This window comes from Flavobacterium cyclinae (genome assembly GCF_021172145.1).
GTDB classification, from domain to species: Bacteria; Bacteroidota; Bacteroidia; order Flavobacteriales; family Flavobacteriaceae; genus Flavobacterium; species Flavobacterium cyclinae.
In genome coordinates, this window is record NZ_CP089095.1 from 500,394 (window position 1) to 523,663 (window position 23,270).

Below are 23,270 nucleotides of genomic sequence, written 5' to 3' on the forward strand. Positions count from 1 at the left end.
TTTGAGAACCTTTTATTATAATTTAAGAAACCGCTTCTTTGATTCTTCTCATTGCTTCTGTTAATAAAGCTTCGCTTGTTGCGTATGAGAAACGAATACAATTTGGATTTCCAAAAGCGTCTCCTGTTACAGTTGCTACGTTTGCTTCAGCTAATAAGAACATAGAGAAATCGGTTGCGTCTTTGATTAATTGACCTTTTAAAGTTTTTCCGAAGAAAGAAGAAACATCAGGGAATACATAAAAAGCTCCTTCTGGAACATTCAATTTGAAACCTGGAATTTCGTTTACTAATCCCACAACTAAATCTCTACGATTTTTGAAAGCAGTAACCATTTCGTTTAAAACACTTGGATCCGCTTCAACAGCAGTAATCGTTGCTCTTTGTGCAATAGAATTTGCTCCCGAAGTAACTTGTCCTTGAATTTTTGTACACGCTTTTGCAATGAATTCTGGTGCTCCGATGTAACCAATTCTCCAACCTGTCATTGCGAATGCCTTTGCAACACCGTTAACAGTAATCGTTCTTTCTAACATTCCTGGTATAGAACCAATACTGCAAAATGTACCTGAAAAGTTAATGTGTTCGTAGATTTCGTCAGAAACTACATATACGTGTGGATGTTTTTCTAAAACTTTGGACAAAGCCGTTAATTCTTCACGATTGTAAACCGAACCACTTGGGTTACAAGGCGAACTGAACCACATCATTTTTGTTTTTGGTGTGATGGCTGCTTCTAATTGTTCTGGTGTAATTTTGAAATCACTTTCAACAGAAGTTGGAACTTCAACCGGAACTCCGCCAGAAAGTTTGATAATTTCGAAATACGAAACCCAATATGGAGCTGGTAGAATTACTTCATCACCATCATTCAACATTACTTGAGCAATGTTATATAACGATTGTTTTGCTCCTGTAGAAACTACAATTTGTGATGGTTTGTAGTCTAAATTATTATCTCTTTTGAATTTTTTGCAAATCGCTTCTTTCAATTCTAAGTAACCTTCTACTGGAGTATACGTACTGTAATTTTCGTCGATAGCTTTTTTTGCAGCTTCTTTAATGAATTCAGGAGTGTTGAAATCTGGCTCTCCTAAACTAAGGCTAATAATGTCTTTTCCTTGTGCTTTTAATTCTCTTGCCAAAGCCGCCATAGCTAAAGTTTGAGAAACGGCTAAGTTGTTGATTCTATCCGATAACGGGTTCATTGTGTGTTAGTTATTATAGTTAATACAAAAGACGCGATTCCTCGCGTCTCTTCTTTATTATGCTAATTGTGGTTTTCTTCCTAATTCTCTCAAATGCTTGAAGTGAGAAGCTATTGCCGCTCGAGTCGTTTTGAACTCATGATACGGTAAGTTACATTCTGCTGCTGTTTGTTTTACAATTTCAGCAATTTTATTGTAGTGAATGTGACTGATATTTGGGAAAATATGGTGTTCAATTTGGTGATTTAAACCCCCAGTATAATAATTTACAATCCAGTTTTTTGGTGCAAAGTTAGCTGTTGTAAATAATTGGTGAATCGCCCAAGTATTTTCAATTTCCCCGTTTTCATCTGGCATTGGATTTATAGTATCCTCTACAACGTGAGCTAATTGGAATACAACACTCAAAATTAATCCGGCAGTGTAGTGCATCACAACGAAACCTAAAAGTACTTTCCACCATGTAACACCAACGATTATTGGTAAAACAATCCAAATAGAAAAGTAAATGGCTTTCGTAATGATAAGTGTAGTCCATTGGAAAGCTGGACTTTTTGCTTCTCCATACGATAATTTTCTTTTTAAGTAACGTTTCATCTGTAAGAAGTCAGTAGTGATTGCCCAGTTGAAGGTTAATAATCCGTATAAGAAAACAGAATAATAATGTTGAAATCTGTGGTGACTGTACCATTTGGCTGTTTTGGAAAAACGTAAAATTCTTCCCGCTTCTAAATCTTCATCGTGACCAATAATGTTGGTATATGTATGGTGTAAAACATTATGTTGTACTTGCCAGTTGTAAACATTTCCGGCTAAGATGTAGATACTTCCGCCCATTAATTTGTTTACCCAAGACTTGGTTGAGTAAGCGCCGTGATTACCATCGTGCATTACGTTCATTCCAACACCTGCCATTCCAACACCAATTACTACGTTTAATAATAAATATACCCAAAACGGCATATCCATAGCTAACAAGAAGAAATAAGGTGTTAAGAAAAGACCGAACATTACAATTGTTTTTAAGTGTAATTTCCAGTTTCCAGTTTTGTTAATTTTGTTTTCTTTGAAATAGTCGTTTACTCGTTTATTTAAAGTTCTGAAAAATTTCAGATTGTCCTCTTTTGAGAAAATCGGAGTTGTGGTATTCATATTTTTTGTATTCAATTTTCGTCAAAGATAATTATTATAATTTTTTCATTTATGATAATCATCATTTTTTATTCACTAAAAAGCGTATTTTTGTGTAAAATTTAACGAATGGAAGAAATTTTAAAGCAATTTCCTGATTTGTCTGAAAATCAAATATTTCAGTTTCAAAAATTGCAAGATTTATACGAAGATTGGAATGCCAAAATTAATGTAATTTCACGAAAAGATATTGACGAATTATATACACGTCACGTTTTGCATTCGTTAGGGATTGCAAAAATTATGGAATTCCGTCCAGGTTCTAAAATTATGGATGTGGGAACAGGTGGTGGTTTTCCTGGAATTCCATTGGCAATTTTATTTCCAGAAGTTGATTTTTATTTGATTGATGTTATTGCGAAAAAAATCCGTGTAGTGAATGAAGTAGCCGCAGGTTTAGGATTAAAAAACGTAAAAGCCGAACAAAAACGTGCCGAATTAGTGAAACAAGAATTTGATTTCATTGTAAGTCGTGCCGTAACCAATATGCCTGATTTTGTTAAATGGGTTGATGATAAAGTAACTAAAAAGCAAAATCACGAATTAGCTAACGGAATTTTATATTTAAAAGGCGGCGATTTAACCGAAGAATTGGCAGCTTTTCCAAAAGCAACTCAATACAATTTATCCGATTTCTTTTCAGATGAGTTTTTTGAGACTAAAAAAGTGGTGCATTTGCCGTTGAAGTATAAAAAATAGTGATTAGTGAAAATTAATTAGTGATTAGTTATAAATAAAATCCCCGATTTTCATTTGAAAATCGGGGATTTAAATTTTAATTAAAATTCGCAATATATAGGCATGTGGTCACTAATAGTAAGCCATTTATTTGCTTTGCCAATTTCAATTTTTTTTATTTTATCATAGAAATGATGTGTTCCAAAAATATAGTCAATATGATATGGTCTAGTTGTTTTTCTTTGAAAATATAAAGTTGGATTTGTTTCTTTTCCTTGTTGTTCTCCTGTAAATTTGTGATAAAAACTTTCAATTCCAATTTCATTTAATTCGTTAACTACATCTGAATGATTCCACCATCTGTCCCATTCATCCCAAATTACACTACTATTAAAATCTCCAGCAATTATTGTTTTATTTAATTTATCTTTATTAACTTGGATGTATTTCCATAACTGACCAATATATCCAAAATTGGGTGAGTTATTTTTATGAGTCCATACTCCTAAAATGACAAAATCGTTGTTTATTTTACAAGGTAAAAAATGCTTTACGGTATGATCCTTAAATTTATTAGACCAATTTAATTTTTCTAATTCAATATCAGGACTTGCAAAAATTCCGATTCCTTTGTTTTTGGTGTCTCCAATCCAAACATAATTCTTGGCCCATTCTTGATAGTTTTTATGATTGGTCTCTGCTGGATCTTCACATTCTTGGATAATATACAAATCTGCCTTAAAGTTTAAGATATTTTCAAACTTATTTCTAAACGCACCATTGCAGTTCCAAGTTACAATTCTCAAATTTATTCAAATAAAAATTAAACAATTTACAAATTTCCAATCAAGAATTATCCTAAAAACGGATATTTATAATCTTCTGGTGTTACGAAAGTTTCTTTAATTGTTCTAACAGAAGCCCAACGCAATAAGTTTTGTGCTGAACCAGCTTTATCGTTAGTTCCAGAACCTCTTGCTCCTCCAAATGGTTGCATTCCTACAACAGCACCTGTTGGTTTGTCGTTGATATAGAAGTTTCCTGCTGCATTTTGTAACGCAACTGTAGCTTCTTCTACCGCATAACGACATTGGCTAAATACCGCACCAGTTAAAGCGTATTCTGAAGTTTCGTCAACTAATTTTAATGTTTCAGACCATTTAGCATCTTCATAAACATAAATCGTAACTACTGGTCCGAATAATTCGGTTTCCATAGTAGTATATTTTGGATTTGTAGTTAAGATAACTGTTGGTTCAATGAAATACCCTTTTGATTTGTCATAATTTCCACCCATGATAACTTCTGCATCGCTATCGTTTTTAGCTTGATCAATGTAACGTGCTAATTTGTCAAATGAAGCTTCTGAAATAACTGCTGTAATGAAATTACTCATATCTTCTGGAGAACCCATTTTCATTGAAGCTAAATCTGCTTCTAAATTAGACTTAACCGCTGGCCATAAACTTTGTGGAATGTAAACACGTGAAGCTGCACTACATTTTTGTCCTTGGAATTCAAAAGCACCACGAGAAATTCCGGTTGCTACTTGTTTTGCATTAGCTGATGGATGTGCAATGATGAAATCTTTTCCACCAGTTTCTCCAACGATTCTTGGATAGGTTTTGTAAGTTGCAATGTTATTTCCGATAGTTTTCCAAATGTCATTGAAAACACCAGTCGAACCTGTAAAGTGAACTCCTGCTAAATGTGGACTTGATAAAACTACGTCAGAAACCATTCCAGAATCACCCATTACCATATTGATAACACCGTCTGGTAAACCTGCTTCTTTGAAAACTTGCATAATCACATTAGCAGAATATACTTGAGTTGCTGCTGGTTTCCAAACTACCACATTTCCCATTAATGCAGCACTTGAAGGTAAGTTTCCTGCAATAGCGGTAAAGTTAAAAGGAGTAATAGCATATACAAAACCTTCTAATGGTCTGTATTCAACACGGTTCCACATGTCTGAAGTAGAGGCTGGTTGGTCTGCGTAAATTTTTGTCATGAATTCTACGTTGTAACGTAAGAAGTCAATTAATTCACAAGCAGAGTCAATTTCGGCTTGGTGAATTGTTTTTGATTGTGCAATCATAGTCGCTGCATTGATTTTAGCGCGGTATGGACCCGCTAATAATTCAGCTGCTTTTAAGAAGATACTAGCACGATTTTCCCAAGATAAAGCTGCCCATTTTTTACGAGCTTCTAATGCTTCGGTAATGGCTTTTTCTACTAAGGCTCTATCAGCTTGATGATAAACACCTACAATGTGTTGGTGGTCATGAGGTGCTGACATTTTTTTTGTGTTTCCAGTTTTGATTTCTTCGCTACCTATATATAATGGAACTTCAACTTGAGCATTCCACATGGCTTTGTATGTTTCTGCAACTTTTGCTCGTTCAGGCGAACCTGGAGCATAAGATTTTACCGGTTCATTAACCGCTTTAGGGACATTAAAAAATCCTTTTAACATGGTGTTGTATTTTGAAATTAGACAATTTTGTGCATTGATTTACGAAATTATCGTAAACGAATACAAAAATACGAAGTATATTTTGAATTATCGATAACAAATGTTACGAAGCTAATTTGTTTGCTATTTAGTTAATAGCAAAAGGAGCGCTAAGTTTAAAAGTGGGAATAATAACTCTAAAACTTCTAGTTGAGGTAAAGTTAACCATATTGAAGTAGCCTTTCATGGCACCAATAGGAGAAGAAAGTAAACATCCAGAAGAATAGGTGTAACTTTCGCCAGGCTTAATAACAGGTTTTTTACCAATTACACCTTCGCCATCTACAACTTCTAAATTGTTAAGGGCATCGTATATTTCCCAATGACGTGTGGTTAATTGAACCGAATCTTTACTTTGGTTTTCTATGGTAACATGATAGGAGAAGGCAAAATGAATTTTGTAGTTCTTGAAGTAAGTTCCTTCAAAACTAGTTAATACTGAAATTTTTATGCCTCTTGTAATTTGACTTACCATAAATTAAAATAAAATTATTCCTATAAACATCATTATTACAATACAAATACCTAATAATAAAAAGAATAACGGATTCAAAATTAAGAATTTTAGAATTGTAATCCAACGGCTTTGTTGATAAAAATTTCTTAAAGATTTATAGAGATAAATTGGAAATAGGAATGCAAATGATATTCCTTCAAAAAAGGAAGCTAATGTTTCGCTTACTAAAGAAATGATGTTCAATATCATTAAGCAAATGAAAATAAATGTAAAAAAAGTATAAGTAAAGACTAAATGTTCTGTGTAATTGATTTTTCTTGAATAGAAAACCAACCAAAACATTAAGGTTAGAATAGGCAATGATAAAAATATGAAAAATGGTAGTTTTTGATAAAAATAATCTAAAAATTCATCTTCAATTTCATTTGATTTAAAGAGTTTTGATTTGTTAAAAAAAGTAGTATTTAGCAGGTTATTCTCGTATCCTAACTCTGATAAAGCTTCATTGGTAGATTTTTTTGGATATTTTCTGTGGAAATTTCTAAAAGACAAAGCCTTATAAATAATAGGTCTTAATCCAGATGATATATTCTTATTGATAAATTCTTTGTTGTAAATGGAATCTCTACTGTATTCAATTTCTTTTTTAGATAACTTATCAATAATTTTTTTGTTAGAATTTACTAATTGGGAAGCGGCAGTATCTTTCTTTATTTGTTCAATAATTTGATCTTCTGTTTGTTTTTGTTGTACATTATTAGGTGAAGTATTTTCATCTCCTTCTGTAAAATTAAAGGTGATAAACAATAAAATAGATACGCTTAAAAATAAACGAAATGGATTTGCATAGGTGTGACGTTTTCCTTCGTTATATTTCAAGGCTAAAACACCAGGTTTTGAAAAAATAGAGAGTAACGAATTTCGTAATCGAGAATCGTACGCATAAAAATTTGCAAAAAACTCTTCAATGAAATCTTTAATTGTTAGTTTTTTGGTTGAATTTAATTGCCCACATTGATGACAAAATTTTTCGCTTTTATCTAATGGGGTTTCGCAATTTAGACAACAAGAACCTCTATATTTTAAGTCTTTTCTTCCCATTTTTAATTTTTGATAACTTCGCTATTTGTGTTTGCAATTCCAATAACTCTGTCGTATCTATCATTGTTGCCTCTGTAATATACTATAGCTGTATAATTGTTTTCGGTTTGGAAAAAATTCCCATCAATGGCATTTTGGTTATCTATTTTGCCTGATGCATCTGCAATTACATATTGAAAGTTTGTAAATCCTTGTTTTAATAAAATTGCTTTTTCATAAAACCCCGATTTACTATTAAATTCCATTTTGTATTCATCACTTAAAGCATAGTTGTTAAACATACCTACTATATAGATGTTTTTGTCTAACATTTTTGGGGTGTTTAAAGCAAAATAAACCCACGAGTAATCTGATTCAATATTAGAATTTGTTGCATTTGCATTCTGAATAAAGAAATTCCCATTAATATCGGGAAAATAAGTATAAGGTTGGTTTTTTCTAGGTGTATTTACATAAAGATAGGTATTGTAAATATTATCACCTGATGTTACTCTAGCAACCGTATTATTTGTAGCTCTTATTATTTTATTGTCTATACTGTAAGCTTCGTTTCCTGCCCAAAACTGTGTTTCTTTATTGTATCTATATACTAATTCGCTTCCAAGTGTGAATTGAGGTTTGATATTAGAAATGCTGGTTTTCCAATTTCCATTTTGAAAAAGAGTTACTTTAACATTTTCAATCGGATTTTGTAAAATTCGATCACCATAGTTAATGGTCATTTCAATATTTTGTTTCTCATTTATACTATCAAAGTCTCTGGCTCTTCTAATCAAAAGTCCAATTGAAACTTGTTCTTCATAAATTACAATTTTTCTTGTAAATACAACTTCGCCTTCGTCATTTAGTATAGAAATCAAGTAATTACCACTTTTTGTAATTTGATTAAAACGATTGGGAAAAACTTGTCTGTAGTGCGAATATAGTTGTAACGTATTAAATGAATTTTCATACGTAATTATTCTTTGATTATCTACACCATTAAGATATTCTACTTTTGCCAAGTTGGATGGAGAAGACCAATCGTAATTGTATTGGGTTATGGTGTAATAGTAATCCGCTTCATCTCCATACAAATCATCAAAACTCAATTCAAAAGATTCGCCTAATCTAAAAAAAGGAATAACATTATTGTTGTTTACTGTGAAAGATATCGTTTTAATATTAAAAGGCGGATCAATTTCAACATTTGATTGTGAGAATGATACAAATGAAATTAGCAGGCCAAATATGGATAGAAATTTATTCATTTTCGTGTTTTAAATATGTAAAAATAGTAAAACTTTAAGTATAAAAGTAATCCAATTTAAATTAATCAGGTTTTTTAGTTTAGAATCATTATAAATAAGTAAAATGCATGGCTATATTTTTGGTAAGCTGTTATGTATTTGATTAAATTTGCACGTTTTATAGTAAATTTTTAACAACTCATATCTTCAAAAATATGTCAAAAGACATTCGAATTAAAAAAGGTTTAGACCTTAAGTTGAAGGGTGAAGCGGCTCACAAAGTAGCTGAAGTAACTCGCTCGAAAGTCTATGCTGTTAAGCCTTCAGACTTCCATGGAGTAACTCCAAAGATGGTTGTAAAAGAGGGAGATAACGTTAAAGCAGGAGAAGTAATTTTCTATTCTAAAGCAGATGAGAAAGTGAAATTCGTTGCTCCTGTAAGCGGAAAAATTCAAGAAATCAAACGTGGTGAAAAGAGAGTTATTTTAGAGATTCTTATTGCGGCTGATTCACAAGATGTTTTCGTAGAGCATAGCAAGAAAAATCCTAATGATTTATCAACAGAAGAAGTAAAAGCTCATTTGTTAGCTTCTGGATGTTGGCCATTTATCAATCAACGTCCTTACGATGTGATTGCTAACTCAGCTGATACTCCAAAAGCTATTTTTATTTCAGCTTATGCAACAGCTCCTCTTGAAGCTGATGTGGAGTTTGTTTTAGAAAGTAAAATGGAAGCGTTCAAAGTTGGTATTGAAGCTTTAACCAAATTGACTTCTGGTAAAGTTCATTTATCTTTAAAAGGTAAAGGTAAATCGATTTTTAGTGAGGTTAAAGGTGTTGCGTTACATAAAGTTTATGGTCCTCACCCAGCAGGTAATGTAGGGGTTCAAATTGAAAAAATTGACCCTATTTGTGCTGGTGAAAGAGTTTGGACTGTTGCGCCACAAGATGTAGCTATCATTGGAGAATTATTCTTGACAGGTAAATTGAATTTAACAAGAACCATAGCTTTAGCAGGATCAGAAGTTAAAGAGCCTCAATATTATAATGTTGTTGCTGGTGCTTCAATAGCTGATGTGGTTGCTAATAATATAAACGGAGATAATGTTAGAATTATTTCTGGTAATGTATTAACAGGTAAAAAAGTAACATCTAATGGATTTTTAGGTTTCTACAGTAATGTAGTTACTGTTATTCCAGAAGGTAATACTTACAGAATGTTTGGTTGGATGCCATTTGCATCACCAAGTATTCATAGTGCATCAAGAACAGGATTGTCTTGGTTGATGCCTGGAAAAAAATATGCGCCAAACACTAATTTAAATGGTGAAGAAAGAGCTTTAGTTGTAACAGGTGAAATGGAATCGGTAATGCCGATGGATATTTATCCAATGCAATTATTAAAAGCTTGTTTGGCTAGCGATATCGATAAAATGGAAAGCTTAGGAATTTACGAAGTAGCTCCAGAAGATTTTGCTTTAATTGATTATACTAACACATCTAAATTAGAAGCTCAAGAAATAATTCGTGGTGCTCTTGATTTAATGATAAAAGAAGTAGGATAATAGCTATGAAGTTTTTAAGAGATAAAATAGACCAAATTAAAAAGCCTTTTGAGAAAGGGCAAAAATTTGAAAAATTTGCTCCAGCAATTAATGCATTAGATACGTTTTTATATGTACCTAATCATACAACTAAACACGGAGCTCATATTAGAGATGCTGTTGATTTAAAGAGAACTATGATTACAGTAGTTCTTGCGTTAATCCCAGCATTAATTTTCGGTATTTACAACGCTGGATATCAACACTTCATTCAAATTGAAGGATCTGATATGTCTTTTGGTAATTTATTTATCCATGGTTTATGGAAAATTTTACCAATGATTGTTGTTTCTTACGCAGTTGGATTAGGAATTGAATTCTTTTTTGCAATAAAAAGAGGACATGAAGTAAACGAAGGATACTTAGTATCTGGTTTATTAATTCCAATGGTTATGCCAGTTGATTTGCCTTTATGGATGCTTGCAATTTCTGTTGCTTTTGCTGTTGTAATTGGTAAAGAAGCTTTCGGAGGAACAGGAATGAATATTTTTAACCCTGCTTTACTAGCACGTGCTTTTGCATTCTTTGCTTATCCAACATTCATGTCGGGTGATAAAATTTGGGTTAGCGATGCTAGTACAATAGATGGAGTTTCTGGAGAAACAATCTTAGGTTCTTTAGCACAAGGTAAAGATGTTGCTTATTCAACAATGGAAATGTTTTTAGGATTTATTCCAGGATCTGTTGGTGAAACTTCGGTTTTAGCTATTCTTATTGGAGCATTTATTTTAATTGCAACAGGAGTTGGTAGTTGGAAAATCATGGTTTCTGGAGTTATTGGTGCAGCTTTAACAGCAATGATGTTCAATGCTGTTGGATTAACTGCTTTGATGAACTTTGACTGGATGAATCATTTAGTTGTAGGAGGTTTTGCTTTTGGTATTGTATTCATGGCAACAGATCCAGTTTCTGCTGCTCAAACTGAAAAAGGTAAAATCATCTATGGTTTATTAATAGGATTCTTTAGTATTATGATTAGAGTTTTCAATCCAGCTTATCCAGAAGGAGTAATGTTGGCAATCTTATTAATGAATACTTTAGCGCCAACTATTGATTATTTCGTAGTTAATGGAAACATTACTAAGAGAAAGAGAAGATTGGCTAAGTCTAAACAATTAAAATCTGCATAGTCATGAATAGAGAAAGTAACGGATATACATTTTTGTTTGCGACTGTAATGGTAGTGTTAGTAGCTTCTGCATTAGCATTTGCTGCAACAGCTTTAAAGCCAGATCAACAAGCAAACATTAAGAAAGAGAAAATGCAGTACATTCTAAAATCGTTTGGAGTAGCTGTAGAAAGAGATGCCTCTGAAGAAGCATATAAAAAACATATCATTAGTGAAATTGTTTTTGATGAAAATGGAAACGAAATAAGCAAAGATGCTTTTATTGTTGATATTGCTAAAGAAAAAGGTAAATTCCCAATTTTTAACGCTGAAAAAGACGGTAAAAAATTCTATGTTATTCCTGTAAGAGGAATGGGATTATGGGATGCTATCTGGGGATATGTTTCAATAGATGAAAACTTAAAAGTAGATGGTATTGTATTTGACCACAAAGGAGAAACTCCAGGTTTAGGTGGTGAAATTACTCAGGATTACTTCCAAAACAGTTTCAAAGGTGAAAGTGTTTTTGATGCTAACGGAAACTTACAAGGTTTAAAAGTAGTTAAAGGATATACTGGTAAAGACAACAAAGATGATGGTGAAGTTGATGCTATTTCTGGTGCTACTTTAACTGGTAATGGTGTGACTGAAATGTTAGTTAGAGGTCTAAAACCATATGAAAAATATTTAAAATCTAATAAAAAATAATCGTCATGGCAGATAACAATAAAGAAGGATTATTTTCAAAAAGTAATATTAAGTTAATTACGAATCCATTTAATGACGATAACCCAGTAACAGTTCAAGTATTAGGTATTTGTTCGGCTTTAGCGGTTACAGTTCAAATGAAAAATGCCTTTGTAATGGCACTTTCTGTAACAGCTGTAGTAGCATTGAGTAATGTTATTGTTTCATTAATTAGAAACTTAATTCCTGCTCGTATTCGTATTATAGTGCAGTTAGTAATTGTAGCAGCATTGGTAATTTTAGTTGACCAAGTATTGAAAGCTTATGCTTATGATGTAAGTAAGCAATTATCGGTATTCGTAGGATTAATTATCACCAACTGTATTGTAATGGGACGTTTAGAAGCGTTTGCATTAGGTAACGGACCGTGGAAATCTTTCCTTGACGGTATTGGTAATGGTTTAGGTTACGGAATCATTTTAATGATTGTTGCATTTTTTAGAGAATTATTTGGTTCTGGAAAAATTTTCGGAATTGAAATTTTAGGAAATGCAGTAGATAAAACAGGAGCTTATGCTCATGGATATGTAAACAATGGTTTTATGTTATTGGCACCAATGGCTTTGGTTACTGTAGGAGTTATCATTTGGGTACAAAGAGGTATTAATAAAAAATTAATTGAGAAAAAATAATAGCTATGTTTGAATATATCAATATATTTTTAAAATCCATGTTTATTGATAACATGGTGTTTGCATACTTCTTAGGAATGTGTTCATACCTAGCGGTTTCTAAAAAGGTATCAACTGCTATTGGATTAGGTATTGCTGTAACATTTGTATTAGTGATTTCTGCACCTTTAAATTATTTAATTTATAAATATGTGTTAGAAGCAGGAGCTTTAAGTTGGTTAGATCCATCATTAAAAGATATGGATTTGAGTTTCTTAAATCTTATCATTTTTATCGCAGTTGTTGCAACATTAGTACAATTAGTAGAAATGATTGTGGAGAAATTCTCTCCATCATTATATAATTCATTAGGTATTTTCTTACCTCTTATTGCAGTAAACTGTGCTATCTTAGGAGGTTCGTTATTCATGCAATTACGTGTAGATACTGGAACATATCAAAATATTGGACACGTAATCACTTTTGCATTATCGTCTGGTATTGGATGGTTAATTGCGATTGTTGCTTTAGCAGCTATTCGTGAAAAAATGGAATATTCTAATGTATTAGCTCCTTTAAGAGGTTTAGGTATTACTTTTATTTTAACAGGTTTAATGGCTGTTGGTTTTATGAGTTTTGGTGGTATCGATATTAACTTATTGAATAAAAAACCAGAAGCTAAATTAGAAACTCCAGCTCCTGCAGTTGTAGAAACTCCTGTGATTGATTCAACTCAAATGGACGTAGATTCAGTTAAAATAGATTCAATTAAGGTAGATTCAACTCAAATAGTTAAATAATAGTATAACATTAAAAATTGAAATTATGTTTGAATTAATTACATATTCGATTTTAGCTTTCCTAGCGCTAATTTTACTAATGGTGTTTATGCTATTATATGCAAAATCTAAATTAGTTAACTCTGGTGCTGTTAAGATTAAAATTAACGGAGAAAATGAAATCGAAGTTGGTGGGGGTGCAACACTTTTAACAACTTTAGGGAATAATAAAATCTTTTTACCATCTGCTTGTGGTGGTGGAGGTTCTTGTTTGCAATGTAAATGTAAAGTATTAGATGGAGGAGGAGAACCTTTACCAACAGAAATTCCAAACTTTACTCGTAAAGAATTAGCTGACGGTTGGAGATTAGGTTGTCAAGTTAAAGTAAAACAAGACATGGTAATTGAAGTGCCAGAAGAAATTTTTGGTATCAAAAAATTCGAAGCAAAAGTATATTCTAACTATAACGTAGCTTCTTTCATTAAAGAATTTATCGTTGAGTTACCAGAAGATATGCACTATGAAGCTGGAGGTTATATCCAAATTGAAATCCCATCTTGTGAAGTTAAATTTACGGATATTGATATCACGGCTCACCCAGTTGAACACCCAGGTGAACCAGATAAATTTAAATTAGAGTGGGATAAATTTAAGTTGTGGCCATTAGTTATGAAAAATAACGAATTGGTTGAAAGAGCATACTCTATGGCTTCTTACCCTGCTGAAGGAAGAAAAATTATGTTGAATGTACGTATTGCTACTCCTCCTTTTGATAGAGCTACTAACGATTGGATGAAAGTAAACCCAGGAGTTGCTTCTTCATATGTCTTCTCTAGAAAAGCGGGTGATACTGTAACTGTTTCAGGACCTTATGGTGAATTCTTTATCAACGAATCTGAAGCTGAAATGTTATACATAGGTGGTGGAGCTGGTATGGCGCCAATGCGTTCTCATTTATACCACTTATTCCGTACAGTGAAAACGGGAAGAAAAGTTACGTATTGGTACGGAGGTCGTTCTAAACGTGAGTTGTTCTATGTAGATCACTTTAGAGCTTTAGAAAAAGATTTTCCTAACTTCAAATTCCATATCGCTTTATCTGAACCTTTACCAGAAGATAACTGGAAAGTTAAAGATGGACCACATGGCGAAGGTGATGGTTTCGTAGGATTTATTCATAATGTTGTTATAGATAATCACTTGAAATTACATGATTCACCAGAAGATATCGAATTCTATTTCTGTGGACCGCCTATGATGAATCAAGCCGTTGTTAAAATGTGTGATGATTGGGGTGTGCCAAAAGAAAATGTTCGTTTCGACGACTTTGGAGGTTAATCCAAAATTTATATATCAAAACCGATTCAGAAATGAATCGGTTTTTTTGTTTTTTAACAGTTGTTAAAGATTATTTTTTATTACATTGCATTCAAATTTGTCCCAAACATATTTACAATGAAAAAAACTTACCTATTATTATTTTTATTTATTACTGTATTAGCCAAAGCCCAAATCGAACAAAAAAGACAATTAAAACTAACAGAACACAATAAAGAATCTGTTAGACGATTTGGAGTAATACGATGTTTATCAACTGAAGCCGATTCTCTTAGTAGAATCAAACACCCCGAGCGAGGATCCATTAACGACTTTGAAGAATGGTTAGCTCCAAAAATTACCGAATATAAACGTCAAGTTGCAAATGGTACTCTTAGTAGAGCAACTGTTTTAACAATTCCTGTTGTAGTTCACGTTATCCATGATGGAGATGCAGTAGGTACTGGTGAGAATATTAGCGATGCTCAAGTACTTTCTCAAATTAGAGTGTTAAACGAAGATTTTAGACGTATGTTAGGTACGCCTGGATATAATACAAGTCCAGTGGGTGCTGATATAGAAATCGAATTTTGTATGGCACAAACCGATCCTAATGGTGCGGCTACAAATGGTATAGATCGCGTTAATACCGGTGTTGCTAGTTATACTTCAATGGCTGCAACTGATGCTATGAAAACTACTACTATTTGGGATCCGACACAATATTTAAATATGTGGTCGGTTCGTTTTGGTGGAGGTATGGCAGGAACTCTAGGTTATGCTCAATTCCCAGACAACTCTGGATTAGCTGGATTGTCAGCTAGTGGAGGTGCTGCAAACACAGATGGAGTAGTTTCTTCATTTGATGCCTTTGGTTCACAAGCATATGCCGCAGGTTCTTATAATCCTACTTATAATTTAGGTAGAACAATGACACATGAAGTTGGTCATTGGGTAGGATTACGTCATATATGGGGAGATGGAAACTGTAGCGTAGATGATTTTTGTGCTGATACCCCAGGTTCAGATGCTGCTAATTTTGGTTGCCCAAATACAAACAGTTGTGTTGATGCTGCACCTGATCCAAGAGATATGGTTGAAAACTATATGGATTATACAGATGATGCTTGTATGAACATTTTTACCGAAGATCAAAAAACAAGAATTCGAACTGTTTTTACTGTTTCACCAAGAAGAATGGAATTGGCAAGTTCAACTAAATGTCAGCCGCCAGCTCCTATTATTGGATTCAACTTAGACGAAACATTAATTAATGAAGGTACAGATTGCGGTTATCAAGATGTTGTATTATCAGTAGGAATTCAAAAAGCACCTTCGGCAAATGCAACAGTTTCTTTTACCACATCTGGTAGCGCAACTCTTGGTTTGGATTTTGATATTTTCCCATCATCTGTTGTTTTTTCTGCAGGCTCAACCGCTTCTCAAAATGTAACAGTTAGAATTTACAATGATGGTGTTGTAGAGTCAACCGAAAATATTTTAATTGGATTATCTCTTTCTACTACTGGTGATGCAATAATCACAACAGGCACTTTAAAAGATCATTTAATTACAATTAATGATGATGATTATGCACCTTCACCATCAGTTGTTGTTGACATTATTAATGCCGATTTTAATTCTGGTGCAAATGGATTTACATCAACAGGTAATGCAGGTTCTGATTTATTTTTATTAGGAAATACAGCTTCAGCATCTAGTACATTTTGGAATGTTCAAAATACAAATACAACTCAGTTTGCATTTACTAATGATGATAGATGTAATTGTAATAAGAACAATGATATGTTGATTTCTCCAGTATTTAGTCTTGTTGGATACTCTAATGCTACCTTAACATTTGATCATGCTTTTGCAGATGTTGCTGCAGCTGAAGTTGGAGAAGTTCGTATTTCAGTAAATGGAGGAACTACTTGGACAACAATTCTTAATTTGACTAATACAAGCACTACAACAGGTAGCGGAATCTATTTCACCCCATGGGTAAATGGAAACACAATAGACTTAGCGCCTTATTTAGGACAAGCAAATGTTAGAATTGCTTTTCGTTATAGAGATGGAGGAGGATGGAATTATGGTATGGCAGTTGATAATGTAAGAGTGTTTTCGAGCACTGTTGCGGTAATTCAGGAAGCAGTAAATAGCACCAATAAAGATAATGGTCTTTTGAGAAATAATGAAACAGTAAATTGGTATGATCCAGCAACAAATAATGTGATGGGTACTATTCAAAATGCATCAACTTTTGATTATGGATGTACTACTGTAGAAGTAGATAGAAGTCAAGTTTCATTAGGAGCAGCAACGTGGCCTTTTATTGATGCAATTATTTCAAATCATCTTTTGGCAAAAACTTTTTATGTTAATCCTACAAATGATAATGCTACTGGAAACTATACAGTTTCATTTTATTATACTAATGCAGAAGTTACAGCATGGGAATCAGCAACAGGTAGATCAAGAACTGAATTACACGTAATAAAAGTTGTTGACAATTCAATTAGTTTAGTAAATGATACTAATTTTAGTAGTTACACTATTGAGGAAATACCAGTAACAATATCAGCTTTTGGTTCTGATGTAATTTTTCAAGCTACATTTACTACAAATTTAAGAGGAGGTTACGCTATAGGGCCTAAATCACAAATAAATTGTGGGGATATTACAACTACATGGAACGGTACAACTTGGTCTAATGGAAGCCCTAATAAACAAATTGCTGTTATTGTAGATGGAAATTATGATACCAATTTGAATGGTAATTTTGAATGTTGCAGTTTAGCGGTAAATTCAGGTGTAAATTTCGATATCAAATCAAACAACTATATTTTAGTAGTTAATGAGGTAACCAATAATGGAAATTTTACTATTTCAAACAATGGTTCGTTAATACAAGAAAATGATTTAGCTGTTAACACAGGAAATATTTCTTATGAACGAATTGCTTCTGTAAAATTACAAGATTATGTGTATTGGTCTTCACCAATTTCAGGTTTTGATGTACATAATATTTCACCATTAACACCTTCAAATTTTTATTGGACATGGAATCCAACAATAGTGAATTCAAATTCTGGACAAGGAGATTGGGTTAACGCATCTTCAACTATGAATCCGGGTGTGGGTTACATTGTAAGAGCTCCAAATGGATTTAGTAATTCGGTTAATCAAAATTGGGTTGTTAATTTTAATGGAGGAGTTCCTAACAACGGAGTGTTTACTCCTTCAATTTCTAGAGGTAATAATGTGAATTCAGGTTTAACAACACCTAGCGGCGTAACTCTAGCTGATACAGATGATAATTGGAATTTAATTGGTAATCCATATCCATCTTCAATTGGAATAGATGCATTTTTAACTGCAAATACAGATATTGATGGTTTTGTTCGTTTATGGACTCATAATTCATTGCCTAATGCAGTAAATACGGGTTCTTTTTATGGTAATTTTAATTCTAATTATTCCGCATCAGATTACATAACTATAAATGGAGCAGGTGCAACGAGTGGTCCTGGTACATTAAGTGTTATTGGTGGTGGACAATCGTTCTTTGTGCTAATGAATCCAGGTTTAGCAACTAGTAGTACTGTACTGTTTAATAATTCTATGAGAGATAAATTGTTTTCAAATAGTCAGTTTTACAGAGCTACTGAAGGTGTTGAAAATCATAGATTTTGGTTAGATCTTGTAAGTGGTACAGAAACTTCAAGAACGTTAATTTCCTATAACGAAATGGCAACAAACGGAAGAGATAGAATGTATGACGCCATTACAAATTATAGAAATTTACAAACAATTTATACTTTATTAGAAAACGAACCTATGGTAATTCAAGGTAAAGCGCTACCATTTTTAGATGACGACTCCATCGAATTGGGAGTTAAAATTCCATCAAATGGTCAGTTTACCATTGCAATTGGTGCTTTAGATGGTTTATTTGTGAATCAAAATATTTATTTAAAAGATAAATTAAATAATGTTATTCATGATTTAAAAACTTCACCATATAGTTTTTATGCAGATGCTGGAATTGTAAATAACAGATTTGAAATTATTTACAAGAATGATGTTTTAGGCAATGAAGACTTTATTAATTCATCCGTTTCAATTTATGTAGACTCAAATATTATTAATGTTACTACAAAGGATGAAATTCAAGAAGTATTAGTATTTGATGTATTGGGACGAAAATTATATGAAAATAAATCAATTGCAAATTTAAGTTTTGCTTTGCCATTATTAAATTCAAGCAATCAAGCTTTGGTTGTGAAAGTAAAATTGAAAAATGGTCAAGTTTATACTCAAAAAATCATTTTATAGATGTATTAAACTATAAATAATATAAACCGATTCAGAAATGAGTCGGTTTTTTTATGCATTCAAATAGAATAACTACCTTTGCATCATGGAAGCATTATCAAAACAAGACTTACATCATTTGGCTATGAATCACGTAGGAAAAGAACTCGAAAAACAAGGTTTTGAGTTTATTTCTATTAACAGCCAATTGAAAAGACATCCCCAATTTATTTGTGTAGATAAACCTACAAATACCTTGCATTTTGTAATGGTTCAAGCCGTAACTTATCCCGATAATCCCACTGAATATGATGTTGTTTTTATGGAAACATTCATCAAGCATGCTAAAGAAAAGAAAGCGAAAGTTTTATTTGCAGGAGTAGGTTTTGCTAATGCAGAAGATTTCGAAAAACCGATTTTAAAAAATCAAGATTATATATTAAATTATGAAGGAATTAAAGAGATTTTGTAGCTTTTTTATTGTCCTAGTATTATTTATTTCATGTGATAAAACAACTGATTTTTATACCATTCAAGGTGAAGCACAAGGAAGTACGTATTCTATAAAATACATTTCAACAGAAGAAAAAGTTACTAAAAATCAAATTGATTCTTTGTTAACGGCTTTCGATTTATCACTTTCTACGTATCGATCAGATTCTAAAATTTCCAAAATAAATGCGGGTGATTCTACTGTTGTAATTGATGATTTTTTTATAGAAACATTCCAACTTTCGAATCAAATTTATAATGAAACCAATGGTTTTTTTGATCCTACTATTGGTGTTTTAGTCAATGCTTATGGCTTTGGTCCAAATAAAAAGCATCAAGATTTAACTCCTAAACAAGTAGATAGTTTATTGCAATTTGTAGGTTTTGATAAGATTAAATTAAATGAAAATAAAACTATATCAAAGAAATACAATGAGATGTTTATTGATTTTAATGCAATTGCGCAAGGTTATTCAGTTGATGTAGTGGTCAACTATTTAATGTCAAAAGGGATTGAAAATGCAATAGTAGAAATTGGAGGTGAATTATTCGCTTTAGGTAAAAATACGATTAATAATAAAAATTGGGTAGTAGGAATTGATGATCCATTACAAAAACCAGAAGAGCGTACCTTAATTGCTAAAGTGAATTTAGAGAATCTTGGAATGGCAACATCTGGAAATTATCGAAAAGTTATGATTGATGAAAAAACAGGAGAGAAATTCGTTCACATTATTAATCCTAAAACAGGTTTAGCGCAAAAAAATAATGTGTTAAGTGCGACTGTTTTATCTAAATCTTCAGGCTTATCAGATGGATATGCAACAGCATTTATGTTAATGAGTTTAGAAGAAAGTAAGTTGTTTCTTCAAAAACATCCAGAATTATATGTAATGCTCTTGTATTCTGATTCAAATCATAAAATGCAACAATTTATTACAGAAAATTTCAAACAATTGATTAAAGAATAATTCTAAATTAGAAATAGATTGTTAAATCTTATATAATAAACTTTTGATTTTGTAGTTATAAAGATAATTTTATGAAAACAAAATCAAATTTTATGAAGAAATTCCAATTTTCAATTTCGTTATTGCTATTAGTTCCTGCATTTCTTTTTGCTCAGGAAATTAAACTTGAGGATCCTATTCCTACAGATCCAAATGTTAAAATCGGGAAGTTATCAAACGGATTAACTTATTACATTCGAAAAAATGACAAACCAGAAGACAAAGTAGATTTGCGTTTGGTAGTTAATGCTGGTTCAATTCTTGAAACTGATCAGCAACAAGGTTTGGCTCACTTCATGGAGCACATGTGCTTTAATGGGACAAAGCGATTTCCAAAAAATCAATTAGTGGACTATTTACAAAGTATAGGAGTGAAATTCGGACAACACTTGAATGCTTATACAAGTTTTGATGAAACAGTCTATTTCTTACCTATTCCAGCAGATGATAAAGAAAAAGTTGAAAAAGGATTTCAAATTCTAGAAGATTGGGCGTTTAATACTACTCTTACTCCAGAAGAAATTGACAAAGAAAGAGGGGTTGTTCTTGAAGAATATAGAATTGGTCTTGGTGCAGATAAAAGAATGATGGGGCGTTTTATGCCAAAAATGATGTATAATTCATTGTACGCAAAGCGTTTGCCAATAGGTCAAAAAGAAATCTTAGAAAACTTTACTTATGATAAATTAACAAGTTTTTACAAGGATTGGTATCGTCCAAATTTGATGGCGGTGATTGTAGTGGGAGATATTGATGTTGCTGAAATGGAAATGAAAATCAAAGAACATTTTAGTAAATATAAAAATCCAAAAAATGAAAAACCTCGCAAGATGTTTGATGTTCCTAATCATAAAGAAACATTAGTAGCTATAGAAAGTGATAAAGAATCTCCTTATGCTCAAGTGCAATTGTTATATAAAGATTATGATGAGCCAAAACCAATAGTTACTCTACTAGATTTCAAAAAAGAGTTAACAGAAGGTTTATTTGCAACCATGTTAAATGAACGATTACAAGAACTTCAAAATAGTCCAAATCCACCATTTAATTTTGGTTATACTTATCACGGAGAAACATTTGCAAGAACTAAAGAAGCTTTTCAATCTTTTGCAATGGTAGCTCAAGACAAGCAATTAGAAGCATTAAAAGTACTTGTAAAAGAAAATGAGAGAGTAAAGCAATATGGATTTACTCAAGCGGAATTAGAAAGAGCAAAAGTAGACTTTTTGGCACAAATGGAACGTCAATACAATGAGAGAAACAAAAGTGAATCAGAGAATTTTGTATGGGAATATCAAGGAAATTTCTTAACAAAAGAACCTATTCCAGGTATTGAATGGACTTTTGAAACTATGAAAAAAATATTGCCAATGATTTCATTGGATGATACTAATGGACTTATTACTAGATATTTAAAAGATGATAATAGAGTTGTTGTTTTTACAGGTCCTGAAAAAGATGGAATGATAAAACCAACTGAAGAGCAAGTGTTAAATGCTATGAAAGTAGACGCTAAAGAGGTAACAGCTTATACGGAAACTGAAATTGCATCTAGTTTACTGAGAAATTCGTTAAAAGTTGGTTCAATTGTGTCAAAAACTAAAAATGATAAATTAGGAGCAACTATTTTAAAATTATCAAATGGAGCAACAGTTACCTACAAAAAAACAGATTTTAAAAATGACGAAATTCTTTTTGAAGCTGTAAGTTTTGGTGGGTCTAATTTGTTTTCTGACGAAGAAATTGCAAAAGTGTCATTAGCAATGGGCGGAATTACTGAAGCTGGGTTTTCAGGTATGTCTAAAAATGATATTAATAAATTTATGACTGGTAAAATTGCAAGAGTAAACCCATACGTCGGAGGAACAACAGAAGGATTTAGAGGGTCATCAACCCCAAAGGATATGGAATATTTGATGCAAATGGTTCATGCTTATTTTACCGATATAAATTTTGATAAAGAAGCTTTTAATGGATTTGTTTCCAAACAAAAAGGTTTTATGGCAAATTTGTTGTCGCAACCTTCCATGTATTTTTCAAATGAGTTCTATACTTTTTTAAATCAAGGTAATCCAAGATACAAAGGTTTTCCTTCAGAAGCTGATTATGATAATGCTGATTATGCATTAGCTTACCAAAAATTTAAAGAAAGATTTGCAAACGCTGCAGATTTCCAATTTTATTTTGTAGGAAATTTCGACGAAAATCAATTAGAAAATTTTGTTAATCAATATATTGCTTCTTTACCTGGAGATGCTTCTAAAACTGAAACAGCTATTGATTTAGGCTATCGAATGATTAAAGGAGATCATAAAAAAATAGTGAATAAAGGTAAAGATCCTAAAAGTACAGTTAATATCATGTTTTATGGAGAAACAAAATATGATACAAAAGAAGCATTTGCATTAAAAGCTTTGGGAGAAGTTTTGACAATTAAATTAATTGAAGAGTTAAGAGAAAATGAAAGTGGTGTATACGGTATTTCCGCTAGAGCTAGTATGAATAAAATTCCCTATGGTTCATATAACTTCTCTATTAACTTTCCATGTGGGCCAGAAAATGCTGAAAAATTAGTTGAGTCTTCTTTGCGAGAATTGAATAAAATTATTGCAAATGGTCCTGAACAAAAAGATGTTGACAAGTTCAAAGAGTCTGCAAAATTAGAGTATAAAGAAAATTTAAAGGTAAATAACTTTTGGATGTCTGTTTTAAAGAAAAGTTACACTGACCAAGAAAATTCGGAAGAATCTTTGGAGTTTGAAGATAAATTAAATGCATTAACGGCTAAGGAAATTCAAGAGGTAGCTAAAAAATATCTTTCAAAAGATAAAGTTATTGGTATCTTGATGCCGGAAAACTAAATTTTTTAATAGAATATTAAAATCCAGAAACTGAAAAGG

Annotated in this window: 18 protein-coding genes; 11 read left to right on the forward strand and 7 right to left on the reverse strand. The window is 32.1% G+C overall.

The window, feature by feature from the left end:
• Positions 1 to 22 precede the first annotated feature (22 nt).
• On the reverse strand, positions 23 to 1,207 hold the full coding sequence (locus LOS86_RS02375) for a pyridoxal phosphate-dependent aminotransferase (protein ID WP_231843060.1): 1,185 nt from the start codon (positions 1,205 to 1,207) through the stop codon (positions 23 to 25).
• Between the two features lie 57 nt (positions 1,208 to 1,264).
• A complete protein-coding gene (locus tag LOS86_RS02380) occupies positions 1,265 to 2,359 on the reverse strand; it encodes a fatty acid desaturase family protein (RefSeq protein WP_231843061.1) in 1,095 nt (364 codons plus the stop codon).
• 108 nt (positions 2,360 to 2,467) lie between these two features.
• Between LOS86_RS02380 and rsmG the strand changes: the two genes are divergently transcribed.
• Entirely contained in the window at positions 2,468 to 3,097 is a 630-nt protein-coding gene (gene rsmG / locus LOS86_RS02385; protein WP_231843062.1) for a 16S rRNA (guanine(527)-N(7))-methyltransferase RsmG, read from the forward strand.
• Between the two features lie 80 nt (positions 3,098 to 3,177).
• On the opposite strand, the gene LOS86_RS02390 is transcribed toward rsmG, so the two are convergent.
• The 5 genes from LOS86_RS02390 to LOS86_RS02410 form a co-directional block, all read right to left on the reverse strand.
• Positions 3,178 to 3,882, reverse strand: coding sequence for an endonuclease/exonuclease/phosphatase family protein (locus LOS86_RS02390; protein WP_231843063.1), 705 nt, complete (start codon positions 3,880 to 3,882; stop codon positions 3,178 to 3,180).
• Positions 3,883 to 3,929: 47 nt separating this feature from the next.
• Positions 3,930 to 5,555, reverse strand: a complete 1,626-nt coding sequence (pruA, locus tag LOS86_RS02395; RefSeq protein ID WP_231843064.1) for an L-glutamate gamma-semialdehyde dehydrogenase — start codon at positions 5,553 to 5,555, stop codon at positions 3,930 to 3,932.
• 127 nt (positions 5,556 to 5,682) lie between these two features.
• Positions 5,683 to 6,069 (reverse strand): Co2+/Mg2+ efflux facilitator ApaG/CorD, encoded by a 387-nt coding sequence (gene apaG / locus LOS86_RS02400; protein WP_231843065.1) that lies wholly within the window; start codon positions 6,067 to 6,069, stop codon positions 5,683 to 5,685.
• Between the two features lie 3 nt (positions 6,070 to 6,072).
• Positions 6,073 to 7,152 carry a DUF3667 domain-containing protein gene (locus LOS86_RS02405; protein ID WP_231843066.1) on the reverse strand — a complete coding sequence of 360 codons (1,080 nt, stop codon included), beginning with the start codon at positions 7,150 to 7,152 and terminating at the stop codon, positions 6,073 to 6,075.
• Positions 7,153 to 7,154: 2 nt separating this feature from the next.
• Positions 7,155 to 8,402 (reverse strand): type IX secretion system plug protein, encoded by a 1,248-nt coding sequence (locus LOS86_RS02410; protein WP_231843067.1) that lies wholly within the window; start codon positions 8,400 to 8,402, stop codon positions 7,155 to 7,157.
• A gap of 194 nt (positions 8,403 to 8,596) precedes the next feature.
• On the opposite strand from LOS86_RS02410, the gene LOS86_RS02415 reads away from it, so the two are divergent.
• The 10 genes from LOS86_RS02415 to LOS86_RS02460 all read left to right on the forward strand — a co-directional run bounded on the left by LOS86_RS02415 (position 8,597) and on the right by LOS86_RS02460 (position 23,231).
• Positions 8,597 to 9,946 carry a Na(+)-translocating NADH-quinone reductase subunit A gene (locus tag LOS86_RS02415; RefSeq protein ID WP_231843068.1) on the forward strand — a complete coding sequence of 450 codons (1,350 nt, stop codon included), beginning with the start codon at positions 8,597 to 8,599 and terminating at the stop codon, positions 9,944 to 9,946.
• Between the two features lie 5 nt (positions 9,947 to 9,951).
• Positions 9,952 to 11,115: an NADH:ubiquinone reductase (Na(+)-transporting) subunit B gene (locus tag LOS86_RS02420; RefSeq protein WP_231843069.1), complete on the forward strand. Its 1,164-nt coding sequence runs from the start codon at positions 9,952 to 9,954 to the stop codon at positions 11,113 to 11,115.
• A 2-nt stretch (positions 11,116 to 11,117) separates the two neighbouring features.
• Entirely contained in the window at positions 11,118 to 11,801 is a 684-nt protein-coding gene (gene nqrC / locus LOS86_RS02425; RefSeq protein WP_231843070.1) for an NADH:ubiquinone reductase (Na(+)-transporting) subunit C, read from the forward strand.
• Between the two features lie 5 nt (positions 11,802 to 11,806).
• A complete protein-coding gene (locus LOS86_RS02430) occupies positions 11,807 to 12,472 on the forward strand; it encodes an NADH:ubiquinone reductase (Na(+)-transporting) subunit D (RefSeq protein WP_231843071.1) in 666 nt (221 codons plus the stop codon).
• 5 nt (positions 12,473 to 12,477) lie between these two features.
• Complete coding sequence (nqrE, locus tag LOS86_RS02435; RefSeq protein ID WP_231843072.1) at positions 12,478 to 13,251, forward strand: NADH:ubiquinone reductase (Na(+)-transporting) subunit E; 774 nt, start codon at positions 12,478 to 12,480, stop codon at positions 13,249 to 13,251.
• Positions 13,252 to 13,276: 25 nt separating this feature from the next.
• The gene (gene nqrF / locus LOS86_RS02440) at positions 13,277 to 14,569 is read left to right on the forward strand and encodes an NADH:ubiquinone reductase (Na(+)-transporting) subunit F (protein WP_231843073.1); all 1,293 of its coding nucleotides are present in this window, start codon (positions 13,277 to 13,279) and stop codon (positions 14,567 to 14,569) included.
• A 117-nt stretch (positions 14,570 to 14,686) separates the two neighbouring features.
• Positions 14,687 to 18,889 (forward strand): RemA C-terminal-like gliding motility protein, encoded by a 4,203-nt coding sequence (locus tag LOS86_RS02445; RefSeq protein WP_231843074.1) that lies wholly within the window; start codon positions 14,687 to 14,689, stop codon positions 18,887 to 18,889.
• Between the two features lie 85 nt (positions 18,890 to 18,974).
• Complete coding sequence (locus tag LOS86_RS02450) at positions 18,975 to 19,340, forward strand: DUF8840 domain-containing protein (protein ID WP_309508780.1); 366 nt, start codon at positions 18,975 to 18,977, stop codon at positions 19,338 to 19,340.
• Entirely contained in the window at positions 19,315 to 20,331 is a 1,017-nt protein-coding gene (locus LOS86_RS02455) for an FAD:protein FMN transferase (RefSeq protein WP_231843075.1), read from the forward strand. The genes LOS86_RS02450 and LOS86_RS02455 overlap by 26 nt, the downstream gene beginning before the upstream one ends.
• 92 nt (positions 20,332 to 20,423) lie before the next feature.
• Positions 20,424 to 23,231 carry a M16 family metallopeptidase gene (locus LOS86_RS02460; protein WP_231843076.1) on the forward strand — a complete coding sequence of 936 codons (2,808 nt, stop codon included), beginning with the start codon at positions 20,424 to 20,426 and terminating at the stop codon, positions 23,229 to 23,231.
• Positions 23,232 to 23,270: the final 39 nt, after the last annotated feature.